Genomic DNA, 18,856 nt, shown 5'->3' on the forward strand with positions numbered 1-18,856 from the left:
CCTGGACCGCTGCCCCCGACAGCGCCTGCCCAGCCCTCGCTTTTGACCGGAGCCTGCCGCCAGGCGGTGCCTTCTGGTCACTTGTCCCTTGCAGGAGATACGATGAAGCTCTCGATGAACTTATACGACGCACTGACCACCATCAGCGTGCCCCCGGACAAGGCCAAGGCGGTTGTAAATGCCTGGGAGTCGGATATGGAAAAATTCGCGACAAAGTCTGATTTGCTCCGAACAGAGACACACTTGCAAGCGTCGATTACGCAACTGGGCTCAGAAGTTCGCTCACTGGGCACTGAACTGCGTGCACTGATCAATGAACAGGGTGCGGAACTGCGAGAGTCCATGACAAAACAAGGCGCAGAACTGCGATCCGCCATTACAGAACAGGGTGCAAAATTCCAGGTATCTGTTGCTGAAATGGACTCACAGAACAAGATCCTGCGCTGGCAGCTCAGCATCCTGCTCGTCTGCATCACCATTCCCCTGCTCAAGCTGGCTTACGATATGTTAATCAAGTTCACCTTGAACTGAGTCACTCCAGCCCCGCGCAGACTTGCCGAAGGCACCCGCGCAACCAGCGATGTGCGGGATCGGCATCCAGCCGCGGATGCCAGAGCATGGCCACCGTGAACGTCGGCAGCGAGAACGGAAGTTCAAAGCTGTGCATACGGGTACGCAGGTTACCTGTGTGGCGTTCGGGCACGGTGGCGATCAAATCGGTAGACCGGGCCAGTGACAGTGCGGTCGAAAATCCGGCGACAAACGTAGCCACCTCACGACAAAGCTCAAGCCGCTCCAGCGCCTCATCGACGGCACCCTTGTCGAGTGCTCGTCGCGAAACGCCGATATGCTGGCCAGCCGCATAGCGGGCTGCGGTGATTTCCCCCTGACTCAGCGGATGCTCCCGGCGCACCACGCCAATAAAACGATCGCGAAACAGCGCCTGGGTCAACAACTCCGGACCTTGGCTGCTGCCCACCACACCGGTTTCCAGATCGACACTGCCATCGCGCAGTGGTGCGCTGTCCTTGTCCGGTTTCTGCAGGAACCGTAGGCGCACTCCGGGCGCCTCTTCAGCGATCCGCGCCAGCAGCGCAGGAGCGAAGTTCTCCACAAAACCATCACGAGTACGCAAGGTAAAGGTGCGCACCAGTTGCTTGAGATCCAACTGCCCGACAGGGCGCAGCACGGCTGCGGCGTCCTGCACCAACTGCGCGACTCGCTCGCGCAACTCCAGCGCCCGGGGCGTAGGCACCAGACCGCGCCCGGCCCTGACCAGCAGCGGATCGCCGGTGGTTTCCCGCAGACGCGCCAGCGCCCGGCTCATCGCCGAGGGACTGAGGTGCAAGCGCCGGGCCGCGCGCGCCACACTACCTTCGGCCAGCAGCACATCCAGGGTGACCAGTAGATTGAGATCAGGTGTGGCCATGGACCGCCCCTTGGCATGGCTGGATCGGATAGCGCGCCAAACGCACGAGTACAGTGCAAATGATGCGCCTTCCGCCATATTAGGCGCCGGCGTAGATTTCCGACAGCTCCACGTTGGGAGTGGCCGAAAAGAGAAGCCGCATGAAACCGATCCTTGCAGAACCCGACAAATTCGCGACGGACGCCGAGCCGCATACAGCTTCGGCGCGCTGGGCACTGGCCGGCTTGTCACTGTCAATGCTGCTGTCGTCCCTGGGCACCAGCATCGCCAACGTCGGCCTGCCCACCCTGGCACAGGTGTTCAACGCCTCCTTCCAGAGTGTGCAATGGGTCGTCCTCGCCTATCTCCTGACGATTACCACCCTGATCGTCAGCGTTGGGCGGCTGGGTGATCTCAGCGGCCGGCGGCGCCTGCTACTGACCGGCATCGCCCTGTTCACCCTGGCCTCGACGCTATGTGGTTGCGCCCCCACGCTGGGCCTGCTGATCGGCGCCCGGGCGCTGCAAGGCGTCGGCGCGGCGATCATGATGGCCCTGACCCTGGCGTTTGTCGGCGAGACAGTGCCGAAGGCCAGGACCGGTAGCGCCATGGGTTTGCTCGGCAGCATGTCCGCCGTCGGCACTGCCCTGGGCCCATCGCTGGGTGGTTTCCTGATCGCCGGGCCGGGCTGGCGCGCACTCTTCCTGATCTGCGTGCCGCTGGGCGTGCTGACGTTTGCCCTCGGCTACCGCCATCTGCCCGAGGATCGTCAGGGACCTGCGCGCGGGCGAAGCGGTTTCGACCCACTGGGCACCCTGCTGCTGGCGCTGACACTGGCGGCCTATGCCCTGGCCATGACACTGGGACGCAGTCACTTCGGCCCACTCAATATCAGCCTGCTGGCCGCGGCGGTCCTTGGCCTCGGCCTGTTCGTGCTCACCGAGGCGAAAGTGGCCTCACCGCTGATTCGCCTGGCGATGTTCCGCGACCTCAAGCTAAGCGGGAGTCTGCTCATGAGTGCGTTGGTCTCGACGGTGATGATGGCGACGCTGGTGGTCGGGCCCTTTTATCTGGCGCAAGGACTCGGGCTGGACGCGGCCTCGGTCGGGCTCGCGCTCTCGGCCGGACCCTGCGTCTCGGCACTGACCGGAGTACCGGCGGGCCGACTGGCGGATCGTTTTGGCGCACAGCGTATGAGCGTTACCGGGTTGATGGCTATGGCGATCGGCTGCCTCGCATTATCGCTGTTACCGCAACCCCTTGGTCTGGGCGGCTATATCAGCCCGCTGGTGGTCGTCACCTTCGGCTATGCCCTGTTCCAGGCCGCCAACAACAGCGCCGTCATGAGCGAGGTCAGCACGCAACAACGAGGCGTTGTCTCCGGCCTGCTCAATCTGTCGCGCAATCTCGGTCTGATCACTGGCGCATCGGCGTTGGGCGCGGTGTTTGTGCTCGCCTCAAAGGCCGCCGACATCAGCACCGCAGCCCCCGAGGCCGTCGCCAGCGGCCTGCAAGCGACCTTCGCCACGGCACTGGCGCTGGTTGTCGTCGCACTGGCCGTTGCACTGATCGTCAAGAAAAGGTGAGCATCGATTTTGTCGGAGCTGGCTTACCGGCGATGGCAACCGAACAGACGGTGCAAGGCTTACTGGCCTCATCGCCGGCAAGCCGGCTCCTACATTTTTTGCGGTGTTTTCAAGATCCCATTTCATCCAGACTCTGTACAACGCCGCGACTACAGCGCAGGACGCTGAAACCCGACCCACTCCTGCACGGCCGGCCGTTGCCATTGGCGCCGCGCGTATTCCGCCAGGACCGGCGGCACCACATCACCGTTGAGTACCAGCCGGTTGAGCATCAGCGCCAAGTCGACATCGGCAATCGACCATTGACCGAACAGGTGCTCGCGACCGTCCGCCAGCAGCGCCAGGGCCGCCGCGAACAGCTTGCGCGTCGCCGCCTCGGCCGCCGGCGACAAGGGCCCCGACTTGATGCCATAGAACACCACCACGGTGGAGCGCTCCTGCCGGATCGGTATCAGGTCACTGCGCAGCCAGGCCTGGATCTGCCGAGCCTTCGCACGTTGTTGACGGTCCTGCGGATAAACCGGCACCTGCGGGAAGGTTTCTTCCAGATATTCGGCAATCGCCGACGACTCGGACAAGGCAAAGTCGCCATGCACAAGAGTGGGTACCCGTTGGGTCAGCGACAGGCTGGCGTAGTCCTCTGCCTGATTTTCCAAGGTCTCGAGGTCCAGCGGGATCACATCAAAGTCGATGCCCTTTTCCCGCAACACAACGAAATCCGACATGGCATAAGGGCTGGTGAATTGGGCATCAACGTACAGGCGCAGGCGAGAATCACTCACGACACATCTCCATATCCATAGGCGGGAGAGGACACGCTACGAGATTCGGCGCCATAAATAAAATGCATGATTTTCATGCGCGCATTCCCGACGGGAATACCGTGCTTTCAGCGTGCCAAAGCGCTCTGTACGCACCAGGACAATGGCAACGTCAGCAGCACCGTGGCCGCCAGGGTCATCACCGCGACCGGGATACCCGTCACATCCCCCAGCCCGCCGAACAACACCGGAGCCAGGGCCCCACCGCCGATGGTCCCCGTATAGAACAGCGCGAACGCCTGCTCGCGCTTGCCCGCTTCCGACAACTCCGGCACCACGCCATAGAGCACCGACGATGTCCCGTTCAGGACCAGCCCCAGCAACGGCAGCATCGCCATGATGGCGGGCAGCGGCAGATACACCGCCAGCACGATCAACAGCGCAGTAGCCGACTCCGTCAGCCACACGGTTTTCATCATGCCGATACGCGCCCCCAGGTAACCGCAGAACAACTTGCCGAACGCACCGCCCACGAACAACAGCATCAACGCCAGGCCGATGCCCGCCGTCCCGGCTCCCTTGCTGCTCAACAGGAACGGCAGGAAGGTGAGAAAGCCCATGCGCACCGCACTGTCCAGCGTGCCCGTCAGCAGCAACGCACGCAGCCCGTCGGCGGAACCTTTCCCTGTCAGGGCCGTGGAGGTTTTGCGCGGCCCGAGCGAGTTGAGCGCCGATGTCGGGACCAGCCACCACAGCAGCGCGGCCGCCGCCAGGCCAAGCACGCCCATCAGCGTGACACTGGCACGCCAACTGACAACCGTCAGTAGCAGACCGACCAGTCCCGGGAGCAACGTCTTGCCGATATCGCCGGAAAAGTTGTATTGCGACAGCGCCTCCTTGACCCCACCGCCCGCCTCGTGGGTATCGGTGATCAGCGAGGACGCCAACGGGTGCTGGGTGCTGGCGCCCAATCCGCCCAGCAACAGCGCCAACAGCAACACCGTCAAGCCGCCGGCCTGGCCGACGAGCAGGTACGCCAAGCCGGCCAATGCCGTGCCGCCCACCAGCAGACGCTCACGTCCCCAGCGCCTCGCGGCCCGGCTCGCCAGCAGTTGGAAACCGGCCATCATCCCGGAGTAGGCACCGCGCAACAGCCCCACCTGCGCGTAGCTCATACCGAACTGCGCCTGCCAGATCGGCAGCAACACATAGATCACGTCGGTCAGGCCATCATGCACCGCATGGGCGCTACAGGCCGCCAGCAGAGATCGGCGACGCAAAGAGGTCTCGGCGGGTTGCGGGTCGCCCAATGTGAGCTGGCTTTTCAGATCATTCATCGTGTTAACTCACCGAGCCTCTCGTTTTATGACGAAAAGGCTTTATAGAATACGTCGGCTAGCGAAGACCAATACCAAATTCGAACCGATCAATACCCAAGGACCAGGATGCTCGATCTACGCAGGTTGCGTTACTTCTTGACCGTTGCCGAGGAGCTGCATTTTGGCCGCGCAGCACTGCGCCTGCATCTCGCCCAACCGCCCCTGACCCGGCAGATTTCAGCCCTGGAAGTCGAACTGGGGTTTCGCCTTTTCGACCGCACCAGCCGCAGCGTATCGCTCACACCCCAGGGCCGCACCTTCCTGCCTTACGCCCGCGCCGTGCTGGAGCAAGTCGACCTCGCCACCGTCATCGCTGGCAAATTGGCGGCTGGCAGTGCCGGCCAACTTGTCCTGGGGTATGCCAGTTCGATTGCCCTGTCGGATATTTTCAGCCAGGCCATCCGGGCCTTCGCCGAGCGTTTTCCGGAGGTTCAACTGACGTTGCTGGAAAGTGCATCAGGAGCCCTGGTGGCGCAGATCGTCGACGGGCGCATCGATATCGGCATGAGCCGCCTGCAGCCGTCTGGCGGGCAAACCGAGGTCCATTCACTGTCCCTGGGCGAGGAGCAACTGGTGGCTGCCCTCTCCAGCGACGACCCACTGGCCGAGCAATCCGAGGTGACCCTGGCGCAACTCAGTGCGCAGCCGTTGATACGCTATCCGACCGATTACGGCTCGGGGCTCAACACGATTATCGAGCACCTCTACCAACGCCATGGTCTACCCTTGCAGCCCGGGCCGGCGGGGCGGCAAATCACCTCGATCATCGCCCTCGTGGCCGCCGGCCAGGGTGTCGCACTGGTGCCCCACTGCACCCAAACCCTGGCGAAAAAAGGCGTGACCTACCGGCCCCTGACCGATCTCGATGCCTGTGCGCCTCTGCTGGTACTCACTCGCGCACAAGGACGCAGCCTGCTGGTCGAGGCGTTCATGGGGGTGATCGACGAACTCCGTCAAGCCAGCGAATCCCAGGTAAAAACAAACAGTCCCTCCATCTGACAAGCGTCCTTTTGGGAAAAAGACAGAGCAATCCCAAATTGCCATCATCCTGATGAAAAGGAATACTCGGCCCTCAAGCTGATACGAATCGCCCTCTTCTGTACACCAAGGACCGGTTAGCCAATGAAACTCGCCTGCCTGGCGCTTGCCGCGTGTTTGATTTTCCAGCCTGCTTTCGCCAGGTCTGATACTGATCGCCAAATCGTCACCCCTGACGAATCGCAGCTGATCGAACATGGTTCATATACCAATAAAGACGGGAACACCGTACACAGCCCTGCCCACACCAAGTCAGATCAAGTGCCGGAAGGCGCCACGGCCAAGTGCAGCGACAAGACTTACAGTTTTAGCCAACATCGGCGGGGGACCTGCTCACGGCATGGTGGTGTGATGGCTTGGTTGTAGAGAGCGTCCAGGAAATAATGAAACGCTTATTCGCAATCCTCCAGGAGCCAGACAATGACGAAACCCTTGTGCGTCACCCTCGCCTTCACATTGCTCCTTGCACTATCAAATGCAGCCTTCGCTGAAACGGCTAATGAAGCAGCCCGCAGCTTCATTGCCCAATCCCATGCTGGCGATGATCTCGCCGCCATTGCACTGTCGGCCGCCAAGCGCACGCAAACTTATGGGACGCTCGTTGCAAAGCTGGGGGATGCCGAGGCCAACACTACCTTATCCCACGAGATCAACGCCCTACTCCCGCAGTACCAGCCGAAATGGGACCAGAATCTTGCAATCGCTTATGAGAAGTCGTTCTCTCCAGAAGAACTGTCATCACTCGCGTCTAAAGGTCGAGACTCAAAATACGCAGGCAAGGTGATAGAGCGACAATCCGAAATCGGAAAAGCAATGCAGTCGAGTTCAGGCCCGATTTTGATTTCCCTGGTCACTGAGGCACTCGAGGCATGTCTTTCCAAAAATGGCCTGTAAACAACACTCCCTGTCACAAACTCTCATATCCCTTGAGCTATCCTCGGCGGACTGGACCGGATCCACACCAAAGGAATGAAGATGACATTGACCACCGAAGGTTTGCTCAGTTTGGCCATGGCTAACCCGGTAAACGCTCAGATCGCCTCGCGCCTGCCTTCCCTCGGCTTGAGTCAATGCATGCTCACGGCGGGCTGCCTGTTCCAGGCCGCCTGGAATCAGCATTCGGACCTGCCACCCGAGTGGGGTGTCAAGGATTACGACGTTTTCTACTTCGACAATGACCTCTCCTGGGAAGCCGAAAACGAGGTTATCCAGGCCACCCAAAAGCTCTTCCAGGACCTTGGCGTCAACATCGATATCAAAAACCAGGCGCGCGTCCATCTTTGGTACGCCCAGCGGTTCGGGCGGACCTATGCTCGGCTGGAGTCGGCCAAAGACGGTATCGATCGTTACCTCATTGCCGGCACCTGCATCGGGCTGGATGTTGCCACGGGAGAGGTCTATGCACCCTACGGCCTGAGCGATATCGAGCAGGGCCTGCTTCGGATCAATCCAGCCCATCGCGAACCCGACTTGTTCGAGCACAAGGCGAAGAGTTATCAGGCTCGCTGGCCTTGGCTGAAAGTCGTGGAAACCACCCCATCATAAAGGCCGACAGTCTTGCCAGGCGGCTCAAGGAAGTTGGGCCGCCTGGCAAGAATGGACAACACTTGCGCGAGCGCGTCGTGGAAAAATCGGTTTGCCTCCTGAATATGTCTGTTTGCACACATTTTTATCCGGAACCTAATGTCAGAACCGATCATTTCTGGCAATAATCCACCTGTTTTGCCAATAAGCGGTCTCCCCGCGCGCAGGAATCCCCTAGCCCCGCTCACCGCCTCCGGACAAGGACCGTCGCCACCATGCCCTCGATCTACCAACTCAAACCTCGCTTCCAGAGCCTGCTGCGGCCCGTCGTCCAGCGCCTCTTCGACAATGGCACCAGCGCCAACCAGGTCACCCTGAGCGCCGCCGTGATTTCCTTGCTGGTGGGCGCCGTGGTCGCCACCTTCGCCGGATACGCCGGGGTGTTTGTGCTCATCCCGCTGTGGATGATCCTGCGCATGGCCCTGAATGCCATCGACGGCATGCTCGCCCGGGAATTCGGTCAGCAATCGAAGCTCGGCGCCTACTTGAACGAACTCTGCGACATCGTCGCCGACAGCGCGTTGATCCTGCCGTTTGCCTTGTTGCCCGAGGTCAGCCTGCTGGCGGTGCTGCTGGTGACCCTGCTGGCGCTGTTCAGCGAATATGCCGGCGTCCTGGGACCGATGATCGGTGCCTCACGCCGCTACGACGGCCCCATGGGCAAGAGCGATCGCGCATTTGCCCTGGGCGTCATTGCCACCGGCGTGGCCTTCGGCCTGATCAATGCCCAATGGATAAATGGCCTGTTCGGACTGATGGCCGCGCTGCTGCTGGTCACGCTGGTCAATCGGGTACGACAAGGTTTGAAAGAAGCCGGAACAATCGCGGAACAGCCGGTCCAATAACCCGAATCGCAAAACCGCTGCCACAGAGATTTGCCCCCAGCCTCCACTCTCCAAAATCCGGCAAAAGGACATTGCAATGCGCGACGAGCAAACCCAGACTTTCAGTACCCATGATGGCGTTGAACTGTTTTATCGCCACTGGCCAGCCACAGCACCTGTCGCCGGCGAGCCACGCAAGGCCATCCTGCTGTTCCACCGCGGGCATGAGCATTCCGGACGGATTGCCCACCTGGTGGACGAACTCGACCTGCCGGAGTTCGATTTCTTCGCCTGGGACGCCCGTGGCCACGGCCAGTCGCCGGGCGCACGTGGCGACAGCCCGAGCTTCGCCACCAGCGTGCGGGATGTGCAGACCTTCTGCGATCACCTCGGCGCTACCCTCGCGATCGCCGAAGAAAATATCGCGGTGGTCGCCCAGAGCGTCGGCGCAGTGATCGTCGCCACCTGGGTTCATGACTACGCACCCAGAATCCGCGCCCTGGTACTCGCCTCCCCAGCCTTCAAGGTCAAGCTCTACGTGCCTTTCGCTCGCCCGGGCCTGGCCCTGATGCGGCGCTTTCGCGGCAACTTTTTCGTCAACAGCTACGTCAAGGCCAAGTTTCTCAGTCACGACCCGGAACGCATTGCCTCCTATGACAGCGATCCGCTGATCACCAAGGCCATTTCGGTGAATGTCCTGCTCGGGCTCTACGAGGCCGCCGACCGCGTGGTCGCCGATGCCAATGCGATCCAGGTGCCGACCCAGTTGCTGATTTCCGGCGCGGACTTCGTGGTCCACCGCAAACCCCAGGAACAATTCTTCCAGCGCCTGGGCAGCCTGAAAAAAGAACGGCACGTACTCCCCGGTTTCTTCCACGACACCCTTGGCGAGCGCGACCGGCACCTGGCCGTCAGCCGCGCCAAGCGCTTTATCGAACAGAACTTCCTCTCGCCGGTCAACCGCCCGGCCCTGCTCGATGCTGATCGCATCGGCGAGACCTGTGCCGAATCCGAGTCTCTGGCCGCGCCCTTGCCGCACAACTCGCCACGCGATCTCTACTGGCGTCTGACCCGCGCCAGCATGGGTCTGGGCAGCAAGCTGTCGGCCGGGGTCAAGCTCGGCTTCGACACCGGTTTCGACTCCGGCAGTACCCTGGACTACGTCTACCGCAACACCCCCACCGGGCATACCGCGCTGGGCCGGATGATCGACCAGAACTACCTCAACTCCATCGGCTGGCGCGGCATCCGCCAGCGCAAGCTGCATGTCGAGGAGCTGCTGCGTCTGGCCATGGCCCATCTGCGCGAGCAAGGCCGCGAAGTGCGGATCGTCGACATCGCCGCCGGCCACGGGCGCTATATCCTTGAAGCCCTGCACGGAGTGACGCCGCTGCCCGAGTCGATCCTGCTGCGCGACTACAGCGATATCAACGTGCGTGACGGCAGCGCGCTGATCGTCGAAAAAGGCCTGGGCGATATCGCCCGGTTCGTCAAGGGCGACGCCTTTGACCGCGCCGACCTCGCCGCACTGGAGCCCAAGCCGAGCCTCGCGGTGGTGTCCGGTCTGTACGAACTGTTCGCCGACAACACGATGGTCGGCAACTCACTCGCCGGCTTGGCCGAGGCCTGTGAACCGGGCGCTTATCTGGTCTATACCGGGCAACCCTGGCATCCGCAGCTGGAACTGATTGCCCGCGCCCTGACCAGTCACCGTCAAGGCCAGGCCTGGGTCATGCGCCGTCGCAGCCAGGCGGAAATGGACCAGTTGGTGGAGGCCGCCGGGTTTCGCAAGATCACTCAACGGGTCGATGAATGGGGGATCTTCAGCGTGTCCCTGGCGCAACGCGTGCAATGATGAACAACACCCCCCGCGAAGCCGGCCTGCTGAAACGCGCCGTGCTCTGGCTGGTCCTGCTGGCGCCGTTGTTCTTCGCCAGCTACGGCTTCGCCACCTGGTACACCGCCCGGCGCAGCGATGTCGGCAGCTATGTGTTCGACTGGGAAAGCCACATGCCGTTCTGGGCCTGGACCATCGTGCCCTACTGGTCCATCGACCTGCTTTACGGCTTGTCGCTGCTGCTGCCCAGGAGCAAGCGTGAACTCGATCGACACGCCTTGCGCCTGCTGACAGCCCAGGTGATCGCCGTGTCCTGCTTCCTCCTCTGGCCGCTGACCTTTACCTTCACCCGGCCACCGCTGGACGGCGTGTTCGGCTGGCTGTTCGCGGTGCTGGCGGGCTTCGACAAACCCTTCAACCAGGCGCCTTCGCTGCATATCGCCTTGCTGGTGATTCTGTGGGTCATGTACCGCCGGCATTTCAGCGGTGCCGGGCGCTGGCTGGTGCACGGCTGGTTCGCGCTGATCGGCGTGTCGGTGCTGACCACCTATCAACACCACTTTATCGACCTCCCCACCGGCGCCCTGGCCGGCTGGTTGTGCGTCTGGCTGTGGCCGGACGATCGTGCCAACCCGTTGGCCGTCGCGCGTCTGGCGCGCAATGACAACCGCTTCGCCCCTGCGGCTTACTACGGGCTGGGAGCGGCGCTGTTGGCCATCGCCGGCTCCAGCTTCGCCGGTGCCGCGTTGTGGTTGCTCTGGCCGGCTCTGGCCTTGGCGCTGGTGGCACTCAATTACGCGGTGTTCGGCGCCCAGGGTTTCCAGAAACGCGCCGACGGCAGCTTGAGCCCGGCGGCACGCTGGCTGTTTGCGCCTTACCGGGCGGGCGCCTGGATCAATTCGCGGCTCTGGACAAGATCACATCCACAACCCGACCACGTTATCGACGACCTTTGGCTTGGGCGACTGCCAAGCCGACGCGAACTTCAAGCCGGCTCGTTCGCCGCCATCGTCGATCTGTGTGCCGAACTGCCGCTGGCTCCACAGGGCCGGACCTATCGCAGTATCCCTGTTTTGGACCTGATCACACCGTCAGCCGAGCAATGTCGGGAAGCCGCCCTGAGTATCGATGAACTGCGCCAGCACGGACCGTTGCTGGTCTGCTGCGCCCTGGGCTATTCGCGCAGTGCCACGGCGCTCGCCGCCTGGTTGTTGCACAGTGGTCGAGCGCCAGAGATCGATGAGGCCTTGGCGCTGATACGCGCGGCACGTCCCGGCGTGGTCTTGCATCCTCAGCATCGCCAGGCGCTGGAGGCGATGCTCGACCTCATGCCCATTGACGCATCCGACCGTTTGAGGAGCATCGATGTCCGCTGACCTGCAACTGCACGTGCTCGCCAGCCTGCTACGGCGCGGCCGCGCACTGGACCAGCTCTCCATGGGGCTGACCCTACTCGGTGTTCTGCTGGGCCTGGCACCGCTGCTCCTCAGTTGCTTCAGCCTGTGGTGCCTCGCGGTCAGCGCCTGGCTGGTACTGTCAGGCCTGCTGCAAAAATACTGGGCCTTGCGCGTCGCTTTCGACGCCGACCTGTTCCAGTTGATGGCACAGGACCCCAGCAATCTGAGCGAGCGCACCGAGGCACTGGACCAGGCATTGCAAGACCTCGGCCTGCAATCGCGGCAATCCACCAACCGCCCCTGGACCGAACGCAGCCGCGGCGCACTGGGCCTGCTCAAGCGTCAGGCGTTGTTGCTGCTCGTGCAAATTTCTCTGCCACTGCTCGTCATTCTGGCCAGCCCCTGGCTGCCCTTCGCCGGATAAGGAATCGTCATGTTCGAACCCGTGGTTGCCACTCTCATCACCTCCGGCGCCCGCCTGATCACCGGCGCCCGCAGCCTGTGGATCGGCTGCGGGCCCAATCCGCAGCAGCGCATCTACTTCGCCAACCACAGCAGCCACGGTGACTTCGTCCTGCTCTGGGCCTCGCTGCCACCGGCGCTACGCAAACTCACGCGGCCGGTCGCCGGCGCCGACTACTGGAATAAAAGTGCCCTGCGCCGCTACATCATCAAGCGGGTCTTCAACGGCGTGCTGATCGACCGCGAACGCAAGGCGCCCGGGGACAACCCGCTGCAACCGATGCTCGATGCGCTGGAACAAGGCCACTCGCTGATCATTTTTCCCGAAGGCACACGCAACCAAGAGGACGGCCTGCTGCCGTTCAAGAGCGGGATCTTCCACTTGACCCGAAGCTACCCACAGGCGCAGTTGATTCCGGTGTGGATCGCCAACCTCAACCGGGTCATGCCCAAGGGTCGTGTACTGCCCCTGCCCCTGCTGTGCACCACCAGTTTCGGCGCCCCGCTGCGACTCGAAGACGACGAAAGCAAAGAACACTTCCTGCAACGCAGCCGCGATGCGCTGCTGGCCCTGGCACCGGAGCAACACTGAAATGGATAGGCAGACCCTGATGTTATTCGCCGGGATCGGCATGATCCTGGTCCTGGCTTCGCTGATCGGCTTTGTCCTCAAGTGGCGTACCCGTGGCACGCCGAACGCGGTCATCGACAACCTCAACGCCCGGATCAATGCCTGGTGGGTGATGGTGCTGGTGATCGGTATCGCCTTCTGGCTGGGCACCGGCGCGGTGATCCTGCTGTTCTATGCGGTGTCCTTCTACGCCCTGCGCGAGTTCCTGACCCTGACGCCAACCCGGCGCAGCGACTACCCGGCGCTGGTGGCGGCGTTCTACCTGGCGCTGCCGCTACAGTACCTGCTGATCTACAGCGACTGGTACGGACTGTTCTCGATCTTCATTCCGGTCTACGTGTTCCTGCTGCTGCCGATCCTCGCTTCGTTGGGCGGTGACAGCACGCACTTCCTCGAGCGGGCGTCGAAAGTCCAGTGGGGCTTGATGATCGCGGTGTTCTGCGTGTCGTTCGTGCCGGCGCTGCTGACCCTGGAGATTGCCGGCTATGAAGGTCGCAACCTGCTGCTGATCGCTTACCTGGTGATCGTGGTGCAGTTGTCCGACGTACTCCAGTACGTCTGCGGCAAGCTGTTCGGCAAACGCAAGATCGCGCCCAACCTGTCGCCGTCGAAAACCGTCGAAGGCTTTGTCGGCGGCATTACCCTGGCCTCGTTGATCGGTGGCGCGCTGTTCTGGATTACCCCGTTCAATCCCTGGCAAGCGGCACTGATCGCATTGTTGATCAACCTGCTGGGGTTTGCCGGTGGCATCGTCATGTCGGCGATCAAGCGCGACCGTGGGGTCAAGGACTGGGGCCATATGATCGAAGGCCACGGCGGCATGCTCGACCGGCTGGACTCGGTGTGCTTCGCCGCGCCGATCTTCTTCCATCTGGTGCGCTACTGGTGGACATGAAGAAAACCACCAGCCTTCGCGCACTGAGCGTTGCGCTGCTGCTCGCCGGGTGCACCAACGTCAAGGGCAACGGCAATGAGTGAGAAAGCCAGCGCAACGCCCGACCGAAAAGCGCCCTGGCACACCAGCCACCCACCTTGCCGGCCGCCGGCCTTATGCGGGGGCCCATGCCGTTGAAAAGTCGTTTCGCAACCGCCGCTCTTGTCCTGGTGGCCATCATGCTCAGCGCCTGCTCCAGTGTGGTCGAGACCCTCAATGATGGCATGGAGTATTCGTACGTCGTGGCGTACCCCATCCGAGGGCCTGAATATGTTCTGAGCGATCTTGGCGGCGAGCGGTATCTGCTGGCACAGCAATCCCTCGACTATCGCGGTCAGCTGTCGAAGAACCTTCGCTACTTCGACCGTCGCACGGGCGTGCTCACGCCAATGGGAGACGTGTTCCTGAACAGCGAGGACAACATCCCCATCCGCTATTCGAGCGACGATCCCCAGGTGGTGGTATTCCTACAGTACGGCGTCTCGCGCGATCTGAAAAAAGAATGCCTTCGCGGCTCCACGCTGGAAGAACGCTTGAAGACCCACTGCTACTACATCCGCATCGAGCTTTCGATGGACGGCGGCAAGACTTTCGCACTGATGCATGTGGAGGTTCCATCGGTCTTGAACGCTGGCAGCGGCGAGAACAACTTTGCGTTTGCAAGCGTGCGCAAGCATGTTCTGTACGTCGGCCTCAAGGCCTACAACGACGACAGCGGCCAGACAAAGGTTGCGCTTCGTCGCATGCTGACGCGTCCCGGTTTCAACGGCGTGATCCTTGCCGCGGCGCTGCCGCCGCAAGGCCGCACCCCGGAGCGCATCAACAATCCGCACCTCGTTGCGGACCGGCTGACTGGCAAGGAACTGGAAGACTTTGTCATCGAGCCGGCCCACAACACCCTGCGCGCAGTGCCAAAGGAACTTGACCTGCAATACGGCATCGCCATCCACGCGAGCGAAAGACACAAGTACGTGGATGAACTAAGCGCCAGCTATCCGGAATGGGCCAAGCAGCAGCGACTGGACATTCCCGAAGAGCCCCAGGAAGAAAATCGCGACGAACAAAATAAACGCGCCGCCGCGATACCCGCATGGCGTGACGATCCCATCGAATGGATTCGCTTCGGTGAAGGTGGCTGAAATCATGAAAGAACTCATTCCCCTCGAGCGGGATCGCCGCGCACGGGCGATCAAGGTGCTCGAAGGCCCGCTCGACAACTTCCGGGTCGCCGTCACCACGTCGATGGATATCGGCCGAGTGCGGTTTGCTCTCGACGGTATCGTGGTCGACGCTCGCCTGCGCGAGCAGAACACCACCCCCGAGACGCTGCAGATCCTGGCCGAGCAACGCACGCCGGTTGTGGCTGGCGTTTTCGAGCTGCACGACGGCGCGCACAGACTCGACTGGCTGCTGCCGCAAGGCGCGCAGCAACCCATCGCACCCGAGCCACCGCAGGTGCGCGCCGAAAAGACCTGGCGCTCGCTGCCGCGCGCACTGCGGCTGGCCGCAGCCGGCGGCCTGATCGGAGCTGGCGCGTTCTTTCTGGCGCTGCAGATCAAATCCGCCTGGAATTTCCCGTTTCTGATTGTCGGAGCCCTGGCCATGGCAACCTTGATATTCTCATTGTTGCAGATCGCCTTTTCCTGCAGCGATCTCTGGGAGAGTTTCAGCCGCAGGCGGACCTTGCAGTTGATGGCAGCGGTGAGGGTGAAGTACTGCGGGGTACACGCTGATGGCCGCTGAACTGCCCGACATTCAGCGGGTCGAGGGACGGCTGAAGAAGCTGACGGCGAAGTCGCTCTACAAGCGGGGTAACGCCTACAGCTTCGTCGTCAATGGTCAATCGATGTGGTTCCTCACCCGCGAGCGTTCATGGCACCCGAGCGCACCTTTCCTGGCCGAAGGGGACCGCGTCGAGCTGGCCGTGCTGGAGACGCCGCTCACATCAACCGGCGAGCAGCGGGTGTACGCCCTGCGCAACCTGGAAGACGATTGCGTCTACGTCACGCACTTCGCCTGGCAAGGCAGTTCGGAGCCTTATGCCGCAACACGCATCCCACCCGGAAGCGAATACCGCTACGTCCTGGCATCGACCGCTCTGCTGATTGCCATTCTCGCAATGGGGGCCTGCATTGGCGCGGTGACGGGAAAGAACGACTCATTCTCGCTCTTTCTGGGTGGCCTGTGCGTCGGTGCATGGCTGCTCTTCGCGGTTCCGCTGTCCGTCATTCGCTGGCGCTGGAAAGCCGGACTCCCCACACGCAGGCAGCGTGTCATGGAGGCCGCCTATCGCTGCCTGGCGCTGGGGTCGCCGCTGGCGCCGAACAGGTCCGTTCGGGCCGTGTAGTGGGCCGCAGGATCGCTGGCGTCAATCGGGAGTGGTGCGCTACTGATTGGCCGCCTGAACCCGCTGCCAGAACATCGTGTTCGCCAGAATGAACGCCAGCCCGCACTTGCGGCGCGGCTCTTCGAGCTGGCGGTCCTGGCGATCACGCATCAGGTCAGTGTCACCGGGAGTGAGGGGGCCAGCAGCCATAAAAAAAGCCGGAGCACGAGAACCTGCTCCGGCGGCTGATTCAGCCCAGGTTGTCACGCCAGCTCTTTACGCAGTTGGCGCGCGGCGCTGACCATGTGCACCAGGGCCGCTTCGGTTTCCGGCCAGCCACGGGTTTTCAGACCGCAGTCCGGGTTGACCCACAGACGTTCGGCGGGGATACGCTGGGCGGCTTTGCGCAACAGGTTGGCCATCTCCGAAGCATCCGGCACCCGTGGCGAGTGAATGTCGTAGACACCCGGCCCGATTTCATTCGGGTAAGCGAAGGCTTCGAACGCATCCAGCAGCTCCATGTCCGAACGCGAGGTTTCAATGGTGATGACGTCGGCATCCATGGCGGCAATGGACTCGATCACATCGTTGAACTCGCTGTAGCACATGTGGGTGTGGATCTGGGTTTCATCACGCACACCGCAGGCGCACAGACGGAAGACCTCGGTGGCCCAATCCAGGTAGTGCTGCCATTGCGCCCGGCGTAGCGGCAGACCTTCGCGGAACGCCGCTTCGTCGATCTGCACGACCTTGATGCCGGCGGCTTCCAGGTCCAGCACTTCGTCACGAATGGCCAGGGCCAGTTGGCGCGCCTGCTCTTCACGGGACACGTCTTCACGGGGGAAGGACCACATCAGCATGGTCACCGGGCCGGTCAACATGCCCTTCATCACTTTGTCGGTGAGACTCTGGGCGTAGCGGATCCACTCCACGGTCATGGCCTTCGGACGGCTCAGATCGCCGAAGATCAGCGCCGGTTTCACGCACCGCGAACCGTAGCTCTGGACCCAGCCAAAGCGGCTGAAGGCATAACCGTCGAGTTGCTCGGCGAAGTATTCGACCATGTCGTTACGCTCGGCTTCACCGTGCACCAGCACATCCAGGCCCAGGCGTTCCTGCACTTGCACGGCATGGCGAATCTCGCTCTGCATCGCTTCGGTGTATTCAGCTTCGCTCAATTTGCCTTGCTTGAACGATTGGCGCGCCAGGCGGATGGCCGTCGTTTGCGGGAATGAACCGATGGTCGTGGTTGGGAACAGTGGCAGATTCAGGCCGGCACGCTGCTTCTCGATACGGGTGGCGAACAACGAGTGACGCTGGCTGTCCTTGGCGGTAATCGCGGCAACACGAGCCTGCACAGCCGGCTTGTGGATGCGCGGCGAGGCGGCACGGCTGGCTTGAACCGCACGGCTCTTGGCCAGTGCTTCCAGGACTGGAGCCGCTTCTGGTTCGTTGATGGCACGAGCCAGAATCGCGACTTCTTCACACTTCTGCACAGCAAAGGCCAGCCAGCTCTTCAGTTCGGCGTCCAGCTTGTCTTCACGGCCCAGGTCGACCGGGCTGTGCAGCAACGAACAGGAAGGCGCGACCCACAGGCGATCGCCCAGGCGTTCATCGGCGTGTTGCAAGACCGCCAGGGCTTTTTCCAGGTCGCAACCCCAGACGTTACGGCCGTTGACCAGGCCCAGCGACAGTACCTTGTAAGCAGGCAGACGATCGAGGATCGTCGGGTACTGCTCAGGCGCCCGAACCAAGTCGATGTGCAGACCGTCGACCGGCAGGTTGGCCGCCAGGCCGAGGTTCTCTTCCAGGCCGCCGAAGTAGGTGGCCACCAGCTTCTTCAGTGGATCGCGCTGGATCAGGTTATAGGCACGCTCAAAGGCGTTTTTCCACTCCTGCGGCAGGTCCAGGACCAGGATCGGCTCGTCGATCTGAACCCACTCAACGCCCAGGGCAGCCAGGCGCTGGAAGATCTGACCGTACAACGGCAGCAAGCGCTCGAGCAGATCGAGCTTGTCAAAATCGCCACCTTTGGCCTTGCCCAGCCACAGGTATGTCAGCGGCCCGATAACCACGGGCTTGACGTTGTGGCCCAGTGCGCGCGCTTCTTCGACTTCTTCGAACAGCTGATCCCAGCCGAGCTGGAACTGCTGGTCGGCGCTGAATTCCGGCACCAGGTAGTGGTAGTTGGTATCAAACCACTTGGTCATTTCCTGGGCGTGCGCACCGCCGCAGCAGCTGTCGCTGACGCCACGGGCCATGCCGAACAGGGTTTGCAGGGTGGCGGGGCCTTCTTGTGGGCGGAAGCGCTCCGGGATCACGCCGAACATCAGCGAGTGGGTCAGGACCTGGTCGTACCAGGCAAAGTCGCCGACCGGCAACAGCTCGACGCCGGCTTTCTTCTGCAGGTCCCAATGCGCCTTGCGCAGCTCGCTGCCCACGGCACGCAGGCCCGCTTCGTTCAATTCACCTTTCCAGAAGGCTTCTTGAGCTTTCTTCAGTTCGCGGTCGCGACCAATACGCGGAAATCCTAGGGAATGAGCCAAGGCCATGACAAAAAACTCCAATATGTTTGATGGGAGCCATTGTCGACACTCAGGCCATACTGAGACAAACTCATTTTAATCCAGATGATCACAAGTTTAATTCATGATTCTGGAATCTATATTGCTCACGTGAAAGCCCTTCA

General features: G+C 62.0%; 20 protein-coding genes. 15 read left to right on the top strand and 5 right to left on the bottom strand.

Annotated features, from left to right (window positions below):
- Window positions 1-102 precede the first annotated feature (102 nt).
- Window positions 103-531, top strand: a complete 429-nt coding sequence (locus AC07T0_RS15630; protein ID WP_495002039.1) for a DUF1640 domain-containing protein — start codon at window positions 103-105, stop codon at window positions 529-531.
- Between the two features lies 1 nt (window position 532).
- On the opposite strand, the gene AC07T0_RS15635 is transcribed toward AC07T0_RS15630, so the two are convergent.
- Window positions 533-1,429, bottom strand: coding sequence for a LysR family transcriptional regulator (locus AC07T0_RS15635; RefSeq protein WP_495002040.1), 897 nt, complete (start codon window positions 1,427-1,429; stop codon window positions 533-535).
- Window positions 1,430-1,569: 140 nt separating this feature from the next.
- On the opposite strand from AC07T0_RS15635, the gene AC07T0_RS15640 reads away from it, so the two are divergent.
- Entirely contained in the window at window positions 1,570-2,994 is a 1,425-nt protein-coding gene (locus AC07T0_RS15640; RefSeq protein WP_495002041.1) for an MFS transporter, read from the top strand.
- Window positions 2,995-3,143: 149 nt separating this feature from the next.
- Here AC07T0_RS15640 and yfcF read toward each other — a convergent pair whose 3' ends face one another.
- Together yfcF and AC07T0_RS15650 are read right to left on the bottom strand one after the other, a co-directional pair.
- On the bottom strand, window positions 3,144-3,776 hold the full coding sequence (gene yfcF / locus AC07T0_RS15645; RefSeq protein ID WP_495002042.1) for a glutathione transferase: 633 nt from the start codon (window positions 3,774-3,776) through the stop codon (window positions 3,144-3,146).
- Window positions 3,777-3,883: 107 nt separating this feature from the next.
- Window positions 3,884-5,092 (bottom strand): MFS transporter, encoded by a 1,209-nt coding sequence (locus AC07T0_RS15650; protein ID WP_495002043.1) that lies wholly within the window; start codon window positions 5,090-5,092, stop codon window positions 3,884-3,886.
- A gap of 108 nt (window positions 5,093-5,200) precedes the next feature.
- On the opposite strand from AC07T0_RS15650, the gene AC07T0_RS15655 reads away from it, so the two are divergent.
- The 13 genes from AC07T0_RS15655 (at window position 5,201) to AC07T0_RS15715 (ending at window position 16,188) form a co-directional block, all read left to right on the top strand.
- Complete coding sequence (locus tag AC07T0_RS15655; RefSeq protein ID WP_495002044.1) at window positions 5,201-6,133, top strand: LysR family transcriptional regulator; 933 nt, start codon at window positions 5,201-5,203, stop codon at window positions 6,131-6,133.
- 123 nt (window positions 6,134-6,256) lie between these two features.
- The gene (locus AC07T0_RS15660) at window positions 6,257-6,538 is read left to right on the top strand and encodes a DUF3761 domain-containing protein (protein WP_495002045.1); all 282 of its coding nucleotides are present in this window, start codon (window positions 6,257-6,259) and stop codon (window positions 6,536-6,538) included.
- A 54-nt stretch (window positions 6,539-6,592) separates the two neighbouring features.
- Entirely contained in the window at window positions 6,593-7,066 is a 474-nt protein-coding gene (locus AC07T0_RS15665; RefSeq protein ID WP_495002046.1) for a hypothetical protein, read from the top strand.
- Window positions 7,067-7,147: 81 nt separating this feature from the next.
- Window positions 7,148-7,717, top strand: a complete 570-nt coding sequence (locus tag AC07T0_RS15670; protein WP_495002047.1) for a nucleotidyltransferase family protein — start codon at window positions 7,148-7,150, stop codon at window positions 7,715-7,717.
- Window positions 7,718-7,971: 254 nt separating this feature from the next.
- The gene (locus tag AC07T0_RS15675) at window positions 7,972-8,601 is read left to right on the top strand and encodes a CDP-alcohol phosphatidyltransferase family protein (RefSeq protein WP_495002048.1); all 630 of its coding nucleotides are present in this window, start codon (window positions 7,972-7,974) and stop codon (window positions 8,599-8,601) included.
- 76 nt (window positions 8,602-8,677) lie between these two features.
- A complete protein-coding gene (locus tag AC07T0_RS15680) occupies window positions 8,678-10,435 on the top strand; it encodes a bifunctional alpha/beta hydrolase/class I SAM-dependent methyltransferase (protein WP_495002049.1) in 1,758 nt (585 codons plus the stop codon).
- Window positions 10,432-11,793 (top strand): phosphatase PAP2/dual specificity phosphatase family protein, encoded by a 1,362-nt coding sequence (locus tag AC07T0_RS15685; RefSeq protein WP_495002050.1) that lies wholly within the window; start codon window positions 10,432-10,434, stop codon window positions 11,791-11,793. The genes AC07T0_RS15680 and AC07T0_RS15685 overlap by 4 nt, the downstream gene beginning before the upstream one ends.
- The gene (locus AC07T0_RS15690; protein ID WP_495002051.1) at window positions 11,783-12,238 is read left to right on the top strand and encodes a hypothetical protein; all 456 of its coding nucleotides are present in this window, start codon (window positions 11,783-11,785) and stop codon (window positions 12,236-12,238) included. The genes AC07T0_RS15685 and AC07T0_RS15690 overlap by 11 nt, the downstream gene beginning before the upstream one ends.
- A 9-nt stretch (window positions 12,239-12,247) precedes the next feature.
- Entirely contained in the window at window positions 12,248-12,868 is a 621-nt protein-coding gene (locus AC07T0_RS15695) for a lysophospholipid acyltransferase family protein (protein ID WP_495002052.1), read from the top strand.
- Window position 12,869: 1 nt separating this feature from the next.
- On the top strand, window positions 12,870-13,802 hold the full coding sequence (locus AC07T0_RS15700; protein WP_100942822.1) for a phosphatidate cytidylyltransferase: 933 nt from the start codon (window positions 12,870-12,872) through the stop codon (window positions 13,800-13,802).
- A gap of 167 nt (window positions 13,803-13,969) precedes the next feature.
- Complete coding sequence (locus AC07T0_RS15705) at window positions 13,970-14,980, top strand: hypothetical protein (protein WP_495002053.1); 1,011 nt, start codon at window positions 13,970-13,972, stop codon at window positions 14,978-14,980.
- A 4-nt stretch (window positions 14,981-14,984) separates the two neighbouring features.
- On the top strand, window positions 14,985-15,584 hold the full coding sequence (locus tag AC07T0_RS15710) for a hypothetical protein (protein ID WP_495002054.1): 600 nt from the start codon (window positions 14,985-14,987) through the stop codon (window positions 15,582-15,584).
- Window positions 15,574-16,188, top strand: coding sequence for a hypothetical protein (locus AC07T0_RS15715; protein ID WP_495002055.1), 615 nt, complete (start codon window positions 15,574-15,576; stop codon window positions 16,186-16,188). The genes AC07T0_RS15710 and AC07T0_RS15715 overlap by 11 nt, the downstream gene beginning before the upstream one ends.
- Before the next feature lie 39 nt (window positions 16,189-16,227).
- On the opposite strand, the gene AC07T0_RS15720 is transcribed toward AC07T0_RS15715, so the two are convergent.
- Together AC07T0_RS15720 and metE are read right to left on the bottom strand one after the other, a co-directional pair.
- Entirely contained in the window at window positions 16,228-16,377 is a 150-nt protein-coding gene (locus AC07T0_RS15720) for a hypothetical protein (protein WP_495002056.1), read from the bottom strand.
- Between the two features lie 53 nt (window positions 16,378-16,430).
- Window positions 16,431-18,719 carry a 5-methyltetrahydropteroyltriglutamate--homocysteine S-methyltransferase gene (gene metE / locus AC07T0_RS15725; RefSeq protein ID WP_495002057.1) on the bottom strand — a complete coding sequence of 763 codons (2,289 nt, stop codon included), beginning with the start codon at window positions 18,717-18,719 and terminating at the stop codon, window positions 16,431-16,433.
- Window positions 18,720-18,856 lie beyond the last annotated feature (137 nt).

Source organism: Pseudomonas sp. GW821-FHT04D07 (genome assembly GCF_059420225.1).

Coding starts and splice junctions, on each gene's coding strand:
- AC07T0_RS15715 (WP_495002055.1), top strand. CDS start 15,574: ATGGCCGCTGAACTGCCCGACATTCAGCGGGTCGAGGGACGGCTGAAG.
- AC07T0_RS15705 (WP_495002053.1), top strand. CDS start 13,970: ATGCCGTTGAAAAGTCGTTTCGCAACCGCCGCTCTTGTCCTGGTGGCC.
- AC07T0_RS15700 (WP_100942822.1), top strand. CDS start 12,870: ATGGATAGGCAGACCCTGATGTTATTCGCCGGGATCGGCATGATCCTG.
- AC07T0_RS15660 (WP_495002045.1), top strand. CDS start 6,257: ATGAAACTCGCCTGCCTGGCGCTTGCCGCGTGTTTGATTTTCCAGCCT.
- AC07T0_RS15685 (WP_495002050.1), top strand. CDS start 10,432: ATGATGAACAACACCCCCCGCGAAGCCGGCCTGCTGAAACGCGCCGTG.
- AC07T0_RS15710 (WP_495002054.1), top strand. CDS start 14,985: ATGAAAGAACTCATTCCCCTCGAGCGGGATCGCCGCGCACGGGCGATC.
- AC07T0_RS15650 (WP_495002043.1), bottom strand. CDS start 5,092: ATGAATGATCTGAAAAGCCAGCTCACATTGGGCGACCCGCAACCCGCC.
- AC07T0_RS15720 (WP_495002056.1), bottom strand. CDS start 16,377: ATGGCTGCTGGCCCCCTCACTCCCGGTGACACTGACCTGATGCGTGAT.
- AC07T0_RS15690 (WP_495002051.1), top strand. CDS start 11,783: ATGTCCGCTGACCTGCAACTGCACGTGCTCGCCAGCCTGCTACGGCGC.
- AC07T0_RS15635 (WP_495002040.1), bottom strand. CDS start 1,429: ATGGCCACACCTGATCTCAATCTACTGGTCACCCTGGATGTGCTGCTG.
- AC07T0_RS15665 (WP_495002046.1), top strand. CDS start 6,593: ATGACGAAACCCTTGTGCGTCACCCTCGCCTTCACATTGCTCCTTGCA.
- AC07T0_RS15655 (WP_495002044.1), top strand. CDS start 5,201: ATGCTCGATCTACGCAGGTTGCGTTACTTCTTGACCGTTGCCGAGGAG.
- AC07T0_RS15680 (WP_495002049.1), top strand. CDS start 8,678: ATGCGCGACGAGCAAACCCAGACTTTCAGTACCCATGATGGCGTTGAA.
- AC07T0_RS15670 (WP_495002047.1), top strand. CDS start 7,148: ATGACATTGACCACCGAAGGTTTGCTCAGTTTGGCCATGGCTAACCCG.
- AC07T0_RS15640 (WP_495002041.1), top strand. CDS start 1,570: ATGAAACCGATCCTTGCAGAACCCGACAAATTCGCGACGGACGCCGAG.
- AC07T0_RS15675 (WP_495002048.1), top strand. CDS start 7,972: ATGCCCTCGATCTACCAACTCAAACCTCGCTTCCAGAGCCTGCTGCGG.
- metE (WP_495002057.1), bottom strand. CDS start 18,719: ATGGCCTTGGCTCATTCCCTAGGATTTCCGCGTATTGGTCGCGACCGC.
- AC07T0_RS15630 (WP_495002039.1), top strand. CDS start 103: ATGAAGCTCTCGATGAACTTATACGACGCACTGACCACCATCAGCGTG.
- AC07T0_RS15695 (WP_495002052.1), top strand. CDS start 12,248: ATGTTCGAACCCGTGGTTGCCACTCTCATCACCTCCGGCGCCCGCCTG.